Source organism: Nitrospirota bacterium (assembly GCA_016235245.1).
Classification (GTDB): domain Bacteria; phylum Nitrospirota; class Thermodesulfovibrionia; order Thermodesulfovibrionales; family UBA6898; genus UBA6898.
This window is the reverse complement of sequence record JACRLO010000038.1, coordinates 81,024-92,814: the sequence shown is the minus strand read 5'-3', so window position 1 is coordinate 92,814 and position 11,791 is coordinate 81,024. Positions and strand designations below refer to the sequence as shown.

Genomic DNA, 11,791 nt, shown 5'->3' with positions numbered 1-11,791 from the left:
TTCTTTTCTTATCGGCATATTGTAATACATCTTTAGTTTCATTTGAGCGCAAGGACCGTTGCCGGATCAAGAGATTTCCCGTTTTTCCTGACCTCAAAATGCAGATGTGGGCCGGTCGAGAGCCCTGTGCTTCCTACCTCGGCAAGCACGGTATCTTCGTCAACCAGGTCGCCTGTCTTTACCAGATTTACCCTGTTATGGGCATATTTCGTGGTGTATCCATTGCCATGATCAATAACAATCGTATTGCCATAACCAGACTGTTCCCCGCTGAAAACCACCTTGCCGCCCTGGTAGGGATAGACCTCGGTGCCTGCAGGAGCTGCGATATCCATGCCTTGATGAAACCTGCCGTCACCATGCAGAGGATGCTTTCTCATGCCGAATTTCGAGCTGATAACACCGTCCACAGGGATATTTGGTTCTACCGAGACAGGGATTGGGGATGGGGGGTTGGGGGTCAGTATTTCTGCTTTCTTCTCCTGCCCGCTGATGGCTGATCGCTGTGGACTGATCACTGTTGGCTGAGCAGAGACTGCTGATTGCTGAGTCCCCTTTGCAGCCTGCCTGTTTAATCCTTTCAGAAGATGCTCCTTCAGCCCAAGGCCGCGGTCTGCAAAAATTCTCGAAAGCTCCGTGTCAAAGAGGCTCATGTAGGTGTCCTTGCCAAATCCGCCTTTATCTGTTTCTGTCGTAGCTCTCATGGCCTTTATCATCTCATAGGCAAAAAGGGCCTCAAGCTCTTTTGCCGCAGCCTGAAGCGCCTCAGGGTCTTTCCTGCCCTTCAGCTCCTCAATATTCCTGTGCTGAAGCTGGGAGCTGACGGCTGATTGCTGATCGCTGACAATCGGCTTGCTGATCATATGATCTCCAGCTCCGCCCTCAATGCGCCGGCCGCCTTCAGCGCCTGAAGGATCGAGATCAGGTCACGCGGCGTTACGCCCAGAGCGTTCAGCCCTTTGACAACCTCGCCAAGCGTTACGCCTGAAACCTCCATGAGAGACGCCTTCTGCTCCTTCACCGAGACATTCGTCTGTGGAACAACAACGGTAGTCGCACTTTCCGGGGCAAAAGAAGGCGGCTGGGAGACCTTGTAGTCCGTTTTTATCTCGATCGTCAATGCTCCATGCGCAATTGCGACCGGGGCAATCTTCACTTTGTCGCCGATAACGACCGTACCGGTCCTTTCGTTTATTACAACCTTGGCCGGCACATCCACAGAAACGGCAAGCGCTTCGATGCGCGATATGAGTTCAACCAACTTCGCTTTATACTCATCAGGTATCCTGAGTTTTATGGCAGAGGGGTCAATGGTCGTAGCGAATTCTCCGGAGAGGTTGTCGTTAATCTTCTTCACCACTTCTGATGCAGTTGCAAAGTCCGGCTTGCTGAGGAAGATCTTGATCTCCCTGCCATTGCCAAGACTGAAGTTCGGATCTTTTTCGATCGTAACACCCTCGGGCACCTTGCCTGTTGTCAGGTGGTTTTTCTGAACCGTTGTGCCGGCGCCCCCGCCTATGAACCCGCCGATAGAGACAGGCCCCTGGCCAAGCGCATAGACACTGCCGTCAGACCCTTTAAGGGGTGTCAGAAGCAGCGTGCCTCCCTGCAGGCTCTTTGCATCGCCGATCGTCGAGACCAATGCGTCGATACGGACTCCGGGCTTTGGAAAGGGTGGCAGTGTAGCGGTCACCATGACAGCGGCGACGTTTTTTGCCTTGATATCATTGATCTTTACGGATATACCGGAACCCTTCAGCATATTCGCTACGCTCTGAAGGGTTGCATTGCCTTTGTCGCCGGAGCCATCAAGGCCCACGACAAGACCGTAGCCAATCACCTGGTTTGTCCTTACCCCCTCAAAACTGGCAATATCCTTGATGCGCTCTGCATAAGCGGAAGAGGGAAGAAGATAGAATAAAGAAGACAGAAGACAGACAAGAAAAAAACAGGCAGCTTTTGTCGGCCTTGGGACTTTATTCTGACTTCTGTCTTCCGTATTCTGCATTCTCTTTTCCATCAGAATGGCCATACCTGGTCCATTATCCTGGTGAGCCATCCGGGGCTCTGCTTTTCCTGCAGTACACCCTGGCCAACGTAGAATATCTGGGCATCGGCAACGTAGCTGCTCAGGATCGAGTTGTCGGGCAGAATATCATCAGGTCTGATCATGCCCCTGAGCACAAGGGTCTGCTTCTCCTTGTTAATGGTTGTGTCTTTCCTCGATTCAAGCACCAGGGTGCCGTTGGGCATCACCTCGACCACTTTGGCCGTGATGGTGCCTATCAACTTGCCTTCACGCGAAGTGTCTCCCTTGCCGTCAAAGGCTGATGTTGCCGTGCCGCTCAACGATGGAGTGAAAGGCAGCTGCGGGCCAGCTGCACTATTCCCCTTATAAAAGTCCTTGATAAGAGGCAGGTTCTGGATATTGAAATCCTTGTTCATGCCAAACAGATCCGTCATCGCAAAGCCGGAGGAAGAGTCCCGCGATGTCTTCGTGGTGGCCTTCCCTGATGCCGTGATGTTCTCGACGACATTAATCGTTACAAGGTCATTCAGTCTTCTGGCCTTTCTGTCTTCATACAGGCTGGCCGTATCATGCCAGAGCGAATTGACTGAAGACTGGGCAACCTTCTCTTCCCGATAAACGTATTTGGGCGGATGCGGCGGCAGGTCAGGAGTCGTTGCGCAGCCTGTAAGAAAAAAGAGCATGTAGTAGGCGGTAATGAGCAGGAGCAGGGAGATGATCAGTCTTGGGAAGGCATCCTTATGCATCTTTTCCTGCAGAGCTGCCGAGTCAGCGCTATTGGCCATCTCTCTCTTTTTCATATCAGAACACCACCTTTACCGTATTTTCGTTTATCAGCCGGCCCACAATGATCTTTTTCGAGTCAAGGTTCACCACTTTCACGTCATGGCCGACACGGCTGTTTTCCCTGAGTTCACCTTTTGCAAAGATCGAAAACCCTTCTGCCTCTGCAACGATCATCACTCTCCTGCCCCGTTTGAGCAGCTGAGATTCCTGCACCATGACGGCCACCAGCGGCACATTGCCCATCACTGACCGGCTCATCACCGTTCCGACAACCTGATCGCCAACCCTGATTGCATCCTTTGGTATGCGGCTGCTCTCCATAAGAGCGGTATAGACGTCTTCCTTCTGGAGCATATATCCTTTTTTGAAAGCTCTTCTCGTCATGACTGCCCAGTCAAATGTCCTGACATTGGCAGAGGCAGTTATTCTTTTCCCATCTTTGTATTCAAGGACAAAGACAGTCTTGTTCGGGAGTCCTTTTTCCACCAGGATTCTCTCAGGCTGCCCCGTGGAAGGTTCATCACTCAAAATGATATCTGCGATATCCACTTCAGCCCACGGGTAGTTCTCTTTTATAAATGCCTTCAGGACATCATCGATCTGCAGCGTAGCAGCATCCGTAAGCGTTACGATCAGAAACACAAGGCAGAGCGTCAGCAACAGAGCGCCCATCGCAATCGCCAATACGTTTTTGTCTCTCATGTCGTTATACCGCCTCTGATGAAGCATCGATCATCACCTATCCGTTATCTCTTCATGTTATTGGCAGTCTGGAGCATCTCATCGGATGCCTGGACAACCTTGGAGGTCACTTCATAGGCCCTCTGGCTGATGATCATATTGACCATTTCCTCGACAACATTGACATTACTCATTTCGAGAAACCCCTGGTTGATCGTACCAAGCCCTTCGGTTGAGGGGTTGCCTGTTGTCGGATCGCCTGATGATCCAGTCGGCTGAAAAAGGTTCTTGCCAAGAGCACTGAGCCCGCCGGGGTTAATAAAACGGGCAAGTTCGATCTGGCCGATCTGCGTCGGCGTGGTACTGCCTGCCTGAAGGACGCTCACCTTGCCATCCGAACCTACCGTAATGTTCAGCGTGTCTGCAGGAATTGTAATCGCAGGCTCCATGGGATAGCCGTCAGAATTTACGATACGGCCGTCACTGTCAAGTTTGAACGCTCCGGAGCGTGTATAGGCAAGCGTTCCGTCAGGCTGGGTGATCTGGAAAAAGCCGCCGCCCTCGATCACGAGATCAAGCGGATTATTGGTCAGCATAAAGTCTCCCTGCTGGAACATCTTCTGCACAGCCACCGGCTTGACGCCAAGACCGATCTGAATACCCGAGGGTATCTGTGTACCTTCTGCAGAGGCTGCACCCGGAGCCCTCAGGGTCTGATACAGCAGGTCCTGAAAATCGGCCCGGCTCTTCTTGAACCCAACCGTATTGACGTTGGCCAGGTTGTTGGCAATAACGTCTATGTTGAGTTTCTGGGCTTCCATGCCCGTTGCTGCTGAATAGAGTGACCGTATCATACTGACCTCCTGTTATATCTTCGGCATGTCGCTCAGGACACGCCCTATTGAATCATCAAAAGACTGGATCGCTTTCTGATAGGTCTCGTATTCCCTCAAAGCAGTTATCATCTGGACCATTTCCTTTACGACGTCAACATTGGACTTTTCAAGGTATCCCTGCTGGATAGATGCCTTGGCTTCGGTTCCTGCCTGAGCGGCAGTATAGGCGTCTTCGCCGGCCTTTTTCAGCACTGAGGGGTCCATGAATTCGACTACCTTGAGCGTGTCGATTACCGAGTTATTTTCGGCATTAATAACCGAAACCTCTCCGGCGTTGCTGATTTCGATCCTGCCGGTGTCCGTTATCCTGATGGGGCCGCCGCTGCCGAGGACCTTGATGCCGCGCTGGTTGACAAGATACCCTTCGCTGTCCAGGCGCAGGTCTCCCCTCCTCGTGTACTGGCCGTTTTCCAGACTCAGCATACCGCTGCCGTCTATGGCAACATCAAGAGGATTGCCGGTATGAACGATACTGCCGGGCTGAAAATCCGTCTGCACGCTGCCATAGAAGCTCATGGCTCTGCCATCAGGGGTCTCAGTTCTGCCGTTCATTGCTGATACAAGGTATTCCTGAAATGAGATCTTATCTCTTTTGAACCCTGCGGTGTTCGCATTGGCAAGATTATTCGCCGTAATATCCATCTGTGCCTGTTTCAGTGTTGCTCCGGAGAGCGCGATATAGATTCCCTTATGCATGTAATGGATAGATGCAATTCAAATGCCATCAGGGCAGGGATTAGGGACTGGGGGTTAGAAATCAGCAAAGATAATGAAGAAATGAGGCGATCTAACAATAAAAACTCGATAAATCAATAAGATCTCATCTGACTGTAAACGTATATGTTATAAGCCCTAATACCAAATCCCTAATCCCCTCAGGCGAGTTGGGAAAAAATTGCCGTGTTGAGAAAAGATTTGCCCGGTAGTTATTTCCTGAGGCTGAGTATCAGTTCTATCTCGCCGCGTGGTATGTCAAGGATACCGGCTATTTCGTCAACTTTCAGACCCTTGTCACGCAGTTCGGCAATTTCATGGTAACGGTTATCATCTGCATGGCGGGCTGTATATTCCGTTTTTTCGGCTTTCAGCAGAAGGGATTCCAGAACAGCGATCTTCTTATCGATTCTCTCTTCAAGGGCTGAGAGGGCCTTCATTCTTGCATCGAGCTTGCCGAAGAGTTTGTCTGCGATCTCACTAATCTCGGCGACTTCAAGGGAAAGAAACTTCCGGGCGGCCTCAGCGGCCTGCCTGTCGCCCTCTTTTGTCGTACGTTTCTTCAGCATAACATCTCAGATCTTGATATCAACCTTTCCACCGGACGATTCCTTCTCTTTTTTGGGCGGCTTGCGCTTCTTCTGCTCCTGGGCAGGTTCAACTTCTCTCTGCTTTTTCAGAGCAGGAATCTGGAATATCCTTTTGAGCGCCTCTATTGCCATAAGTCCTTTGTCAATGCTGAACGCGCAACGTTACAGAGGGCCGGCATTCAGCATTGTTTTTCTCACATCTGGTAGCTGCTCTTTTCGAGCACATAGGCCCGCTTGAACTCCTCGATGATCTCGGCGTAACGGTCGTCGTTTATCTCCAGAAGATCCCTGCATTCTGCGTCCCTCAGCACCAGATCTGCCATGGGACCCCGGTAGCCTACCCCAAGCCTGACACAGAGGGCGTCGGCAAGCGCGATGACAGTGCAGAGTATCCTCCGGGCAGGTTCCATATCCATAAGGTCATCAGGCTGTTCATAATGATGCCTCCTTATGACGTCGCAGAGCCCGTCAGGAAATTCCCATCTCTGCGCAAACAGACCGCCAACCTCTGCATGGCCGAACCCAAAAATTTCCTTTTCCTTCTGGGTAAAGGTAATGCGGTCATTATAGACCATCTCTGTCAGCATCCCGAAACGCTCCGGCTGACTGTTGTTCATGACCACCTTGCCGACATCGTGCAAAAGTCCTGCCACCGTGGCCTCTTCAGAGCTTATGCCCCCCACTTCCCTTGCCAGAATGCTCGCCGCCACAGAAACACCTATGCTATGCTCCCAGAGTTTCTGCTCCAGAAGGCCGAATTTTTTATAAACGTCCTTTGTTGCTGCAGCAAGTACGAGATTTTTTATCGTCTGAAAGCCTGTCATGATAATTGCGTCAGAGACTGTGTCAATATTCCGACGCGATCCATAGAAAACAGAGTTTGCTACCCTCAGAACCCTTGCCGAAAGCGACTGATCCGCCATAATTGCATTTTGAAGCACTTCAATCTCGGTATTGGGGTCGTTCACAAGACGGAGCACCTTCATGGCAACCATCGGCACGGATGGTATTTCACAGGTTTTCAGTATCAGTTCTATATTATTTTGCATATTCACTCCCTTTACGCTGTTCAAACAATACGCACCTGTTTCAACTTGTCCTCATTATAGCAGTTCCAGAAAGCTCTGTATCTCCAGGATTTCCTGTCCGAGTCTAACTCCGATCTCTTCAAGGTCTTCGTTGGTCAGTGCGAGTTCAAGAAGAATGGCATCGTGGTCCGCTGTCCAGATGCCGTCATCTTCAATCTTGGGGCTGTATCTTCTGGACAAGGCCTCAGCAAGGGAAACGACTGAGACGATATCCGTAAACTCCTTCGCCTGGGACGGGGCGTGGTGATACAGTATCGCCAGCACCTGTTCCGCCGGAAGCTTGGTCTTTTTTGCAAACCAGCTTCCTGCCTCGGCATGATCACAGCCGAAAATCGCTATCTCTTTTTCGAGCAGGTCATCAGTGCCCAAAATCGACCGGTACCTGTCACGGTAGAGCTTATAGAAGATGAGTCTGCCGATATCGTGCAACAACCCCGCCAGAAAAGCCGTCTGCTGACTGACAATCGTGGCGCTATCGGCAATGTATGCGGCGATGAACGCGACTTCAAAACTGTGGGCCCAGAAGTTCCGGAGATTTTTATCTCCCTTCCGGGAAAACATCGTGACCACACTTATGCTGAGAGCGATACTGCGGACCCGGTCATATCCTAACAGGATGATTGCCTGCTGGATCTCTCCGATCTTTCCTGAATGACCAAAAAAAGGAGAGTTTGCCATCTTCAGGATCTTTGCGGCTATTGCCTGATCGCGGCTTATGATTTCAAACAGGTGTTCGGGCGGAGAGGAGGGATCACTCGTCGCCCTGAGTATCTGGGTAAGGACAACAGGAATAGTCGAAAGACTGTCAAGCTTTTCGATAGCCCTTCTGACCTCTGACGCCTCCATCATACCCCCTCTTGATTTATCACAGCCGTTCAACTCATTTTATCGTACTGTATCTGATAATAGCTTACAGCCTCATACTGTTAAGCGTATCCCACGAGATAGTGCCCAGAAGATCAAACAGATGATCGGCCTTCATATCGAGCTTATCCAACACAAAGGACAGGACTGCGGTATTTTTGCATTCCAGGGTCTGACTTACCAAAAACCTGGATATGATAAGATCGGCCAGACTGACGATACAGACAAGTTCAGTATCACGCAAAGCCTTATCAGGCTGATGATGATATCTGATCGCTTCTGTCAAATTTTCGGGAATAGACCATAGACCGGCCAGCCTGCCGCCGGCCTCCTGATGCCCTATGCCTAAAATCCCCACCTCTGCATCCTCAAGACTGACCGCATCGTTACAGGTCTGGCGATAGAAAAGCGGCATATTCTGAGCTACGAAATGGTCCAGAACAACCTTCCCGATATCATGCAGCAGGCCGGCCGTGTACGCAGCCGACGCATCATATTTCCCGGTCAGTCGTGCAAGCTGCTCCGCTACCAGTGCGGTGCCTATCGCATGATGATAGAGCGTCCCTTTGCATTGGGAATACCCCCGTTCTGACTTCGAAAAGAAGATCTCTACCGAGGCGGATACCACAAGTCTGAGCAGTTTTTTTTCACCGAGCACCAAAAGCGCCTCATCAACCGAATCGATATGGTCCGGCCAGCCGATCATTGCCGAATTGGCCAGAGTCAATACCTTGGCTGCTATGATCTGGTCCCGGCGGACCTCTTCAGAGACATCCTGCATACTATAGCTGTTGTCGCTTATCATCCTGATTATCTTCAGCGCAACCTGGGGGATAGGCCGTATCCGGGCTATGGCATTGGCGATCTCATCTGAGGTCGGTTTAATGACTTCCCCTGCAGGCTCTAACGGTTTTTCAAGCACAGGGGAGATGGCGCTTTGCCCAGTGTTGAGGTCAAGGCTGAGAGCCATATTGAAGACACCGCCTGTTTCAGACCGGTCTATCGGAATTGAGTATTGTTTTAAAATATCAAAAACAACCTCTGCGGTCCGGCCGCCTATATCGAGGTCCAGATCATATTCGGCCATGTCCCCGATCAATGCCCCTCCTCCAATAACCGCGGTCAAACGTCCTTTATCCGCACCCTGCTTGCAGAGCGCATCGATAAACAGGGGCAGCCCGGTTGTGGCGTATGCTGCAGCATTCCAGGGCATATCGGTCCCGACCGGAGCAGGAAGGATAATATGAAACAGGCCTCCAACCCCGGAGCCAGGATCATGCATGGCAACGCCGACGCATGCGCCCAAGAGCGCTTTCAGGACGCGGTTCTCCTTCCCTCCAACTGAAAAACTTCCTGATTCTATGTAATCAACGGGAATCCTGATCATACGACTGTTTGTCCCCTCTCTGCCTGCTGCATTACAGACCCTCCAAGTGTACTGGGTTACCCGTCGGCAACTCTCCTGCCCAATCTCCGAATCACCATGTATGAGTAGTTACCATGACCTGTTACTGAACCGCGTTCGACGTGACTGCCGCCAGCTCTCTGCTTTCCGACTTGCCGAGGAGCTTATCAATATCCAGCAGAATAATCAGACGGTTTTCGAGTTTTGCAATGCCGTTTATAAACTCCGTGCTGATATTGGTTGCCATAGGCGGAGGCGGCTCGACCGTTTCGGAAGATATTCTCAGCACCTCCGAGACGCCGTCCACAACAAGTCCGGTCGTGATCCCCTGGATGTCGAGGATCATGATCCTCGACTGCTCGTCGTTCTCCTTTGCCGCGAGCCCGAACTTCTTTCTCAGATTCACGACAGGGATGACTTTTCCTCTGAGGTTGATAACACCTTCAAGATACGATACGGAATTCGGCACAGCAGTGATCTCGACCATCCGGTTGATCTCCTGCACCTTCAGGATCTCTGTCGCATACTCTTCATTGCCGAGCTTAAACGTCACCAGCTGTAATATCTGTCCTTCCATAATAGCCTCCTGCTTTCTTTAGAAAATATCTTCGGACTTCAGACTCTCGATCTTGATCTTTTCGAGTACGTCTACGACCTGCTTTGAAAGCAGGTCCATTTCACCGTGCAACCGCTCGGCCTTCTGATGGTCTCCTGCATAGTGAGCCTGCACCGCTTCTTTGGCCAAAATATGAAAACGTTCATGGGGAGACACAATCAGAGAATAGCTCGGCACGCTGCCGCAGATATCAGCGCCGTCCGTCTCATACCATTTTCCGAAACGGCAGTTATGATGATCTGGCAGCGTTCCTGCCTGCAGCTGCACCTGACCGCGAAGACAGGAATTAATCTTGCCTACAAAGTTCCTGTGATCCGTCTTGGCAAGTTCAAGCATGATCGCGGCGCTGCCCTTAGTCTTGACCGTCCTGGTAGTTTCCCGCAGTTCGTCGGTTACCGCCACAAGGGTCTTGACCTCATTTGTCATCTCATCTGCCATGGCCTCCATATCCCTGGTAACGCCTGCAGCCTTTTCGAGGTTCTTTACCACATCTTCAGAGGTTGCAGACTGCTGATCCACCGCGGTCGCTATTCTCGTGATCTGGTCCTTCACCTCCTGAACCGAAAAGACGATCGAATCGAGCGAACTTTCGAGTTCTTTGATATATTCGGTCGATTTTGTGACTTTGTCCGAGGCTTCTGTCATTGACTGAGAGGTCTGCGCTGATTCCGCCTGAACCGTGCCGATCTTCTTCGATATCTCATTCGTGGCCTTGATCGTCCGCTCGGCAAGTTTACGCACTTCGTCAGCAACAACAGCAAATCCGCGGCCCTGCTCCCCTGCCCTGGCAGCTTCAATGGCCGCGTTCAGCGCAAGCAGATTCGTCTGGTCCGCAATATCCTTGATAACGGTCACAATACCACCGATCTCCATAACACTGCTGTTGAGCTTCTCGATCATGCCGGCAAGCTCAACGGTTGATACATAGACACTGTTAACGGTATTTACGGCCCCGTCGGCAACCTGTTTGCCGTTTTCTGCCATGCGGAGCGCCTCATTTGACGTCTCGGATGCTGACGATGCATTTTTCGCTATGTCGTTAATGGTCTGGCTCATCTCCTCTGCCGAGGCGGCGATATGAGAAATCTGGCTTGTCTGGGTCTTGGCGCCGAGCGCAGCCCGGTCGGACATGTTCCGGAGAACATCGATCTCAGGAAGCACCCTGCTTGTCGACAGCATAATCGAATTGATCATCCGGCCGAAGTAATCGAGAATGCCCTTGACATTGCCCGATATGCTGCCGATCTCATCCTTTCGATCAACGGAGAGTTTGATATCCAGATGACCCTTCGAAAGCTGCTTCATGACAGTAACAAGAACAAAAAGCGGCTTATGGGTAATGTTAAAAATAACGACAATGAGCACGGCAACTGATAAGATGCCGATGATCCCCAAAAACACAAACTGATACTGGAGCGAGCGTATTCTGCCAAAAGACTCGGATAGTGTTATCCTGATGCTGATCGCGCCTAACACCGTCCCCTCAGAAACCTTGTGGCATCCGAGACAGTTCTTGCCCATGAAATTGGACTTGGCAACATAAGGGAAAACTCCTCTTATAGACTGCCCTTCAACGGCTATATGCTCCTTGCCCGTATTGATAACCTCCTTCTCAATTGGATCAGAGGCGTAGTTGCCTGCATCCGCCTTTCCAAAATCCCTGTCAAGTGACTCAGACCTGCTTACCTTCAGGTCAACGATCTGTTTCATCTGTTCAAGAAATGCTTTTTCAGATTTCTTATAGTCACCCTCGATCATCATCGTGGTGAGAGAATTCAGAACCGTATCTCGGTAACCTTTCAGTGCCGAGTTCTTCACCTCATCGATAACAATCTTCTCGGTCCTGCTTCCGGTCACAACAATCGTTGCTATGATGCCTACCGCAATCAGCAGAATAATCGGCATCGCTGTCTTCCACTTAATTGATACGTCTTTTAAATCCATCAGCGCTTTTTCTCCCTATCCATTTAAGTTATTTAGCCATACATTGTCCCCTCCTCCATTATGCATAGGTGACTTCAACCTGTACCTATGCCTCCCATGCGCCCCTTGTCCATGGGAGGATTTCCCGAATACACCAGCAAAAAGGTGAGCCTAACGCTCCTGCGGCAGGCCCTTAGGC

Annotated in this window: 13 protein-coding genes; all 13 read right to left on the bottom strand. The window is 50.9% G+C overall.

Features of this window, described 5'->3' with window-relative positions:
• Nucleotides 1-38 precede the first annotated feature (38 nt).
• The 13 genes from HZB31_15215 to HZB31_15155 all read right to left on the bottom strand — a co-directional run bounded on the left by HZB31_15215 (nt 39) and on the right by HZB31_15155 (nt 11,613).
• Complete coding sequence (locus tag HZB31_15215; GenBank protein ID MBI5849272.1) at nt 39-863, bottom strand: peptidoglycan DD-metalloendopeptidase family protein; 825 nt, start codon at nt 861-863, stop codon at nt 39-41.
• Nucleotides 860-2,008 carry a flagellar basal body P-ring protein FlgI gene (locus tag HZB31_15210; GenBank protein ID MBI5849271.1) on the bottom strand — a complete coding sequence of 383 codons (1,149 nt, stop codon included), beginning with the start codon at nt 2,006-2,008 and terminating at the stop codon, nt 860-862. The genes HZB31_15215 and HZB31_15210 overlap by 4 nt, the downstream gene beginning before the upstream one ends.
• A gap of 11 nt (nt 2,009-2,019) precedes the next feature.
• Entirely contained in the window at nt 2,020-2,829 is an 810-nt protein-coding gene (locus tag HZB31_15205) for a flagellar basal body L-ring protein FlgH (protein MBI5849270.1), read from the bottom strand.
• A 1-nt stretch (nt 2,830) separates the two neighbouring features.
• Nucleotides 2,831-3,517, bottom strand: a complete 687-nt coding sequence (gene flgA / locus HZB31_15200) for a flagellar basal body P-ring formation protein FlgA (protein MBI5849269.1) — start codon at nt 3,515-3,517, stop codon at nt 2,831-2,833.
• Between the two features lie 44 nt (nt 3,518-3,561).
• Nucleotides 3,562-4,350 (bottom strand): flagellar basal-body rod protein FlgG, encoded by a 789-nt coding sequence (gene flgG / locus HZB31_15195; GenBank protein MBI5849268.1) that lies wholly within the window; start codon nt 4,348-4,350, stop codon nt 3,562-3,564.
• 12 nt (nt 4,351-4,362) lie between these two features.
• Entirely contained in the window at nt 4,363-5,088 is a 726-nt protein-coding gene (flgF, locus tag HZB31_15190; protein ID MBI5849267.1) for a flagellar basal-body rod protein FlgF, read from the bottom strand.
• A gap of 230 nt (nt 5,089-5,318) precedes the next feature.
• Nucleotides 5,319-5,675 (bottom strand): DUF2802 domain-containing protein, encoded by a 357-nt coding sequence (locus HZB31_15185; protein ID MBI5849266.1) that lies wholly within the window; start codon nt 5,673-5,675, stop codon nt 5,319-5,321.
• A gap of 6 nt (nt 5,676-5,681) precedes the next feature.
• Nucleotides 5,682-5,828: a hypothetical protein gene (locus HZB31_15180; protein ID MBI5849265.1), complete on the bottom strand. Its 147-nt coding sequence runs from the start codon at nt 5,826-5,828 to the stop codon at nt 5,682-5,684.
• Between the two features lie 62 nt (nt 5,829-5,890).
• Nucleotides 5,891-6,745: an HDOD domain-containing protein gene (locus tag HZB31_15175; protein MBI5849264.1), complete on the bottom strand. Its 855-nt coding sequence runs from the start codon at nt 6,743-6,745 to the stop codon at nt 5,891-5,893.
• Between the two features lie 54 nt (nt 6,746-6,799).
• Nucleotides 6,800-7,633: an HDOD domain-containing protein gene (locus tag HZB31_15170; protein MBI5849263.1), complete on the bottom strand. Its 834-nt coding sequence runs from the start codon at nt 7,631-7,633 to the stop codon at nt 6,800-6,802.
• A gap of 61 nt (nt 7,634-7,694) precedes the next feature.
• Complete coding sequence (locus HZB31_15165; protein MBI5849262.1) at nt 7,695-9,035, bottom strand: HDOD domain-containing protein; 1,341 nt, start codon at nt 9,033-9,035, stop codon at nt 7,695-7,697.
• A gap of 121 nt (nt 9,036-9,156) precedes the next feature.
• The gene (locus tag HZB31_15160; GenBank protein MBI5849261.1) at nt 9,157-9,630 is read right to left on the bottom strand and encodes a chemotaxis protein CheW; all 474 of its coding nucleotides are present in this window, start codon (nt 9,628-9,630) and stop codon (nt 9,157-9,159) included.
• A gap of 18 nt (nt 9,631-9,648) precedes the next feature.
• Nucleotides 9,649-11,613: a CZB domain-containing protein gene (locus tag HZB31_15155; GenBank protein ID MBI5849260.1), complete on the bottom strand. Its 1,965-nt coding sequence runs from the start codon at nt 11,611-11,613 to the stop codon at nt 9,649-9,651.
• Nucleotides 11,614-11,791 lie beyond the last annotated feature (178 nt).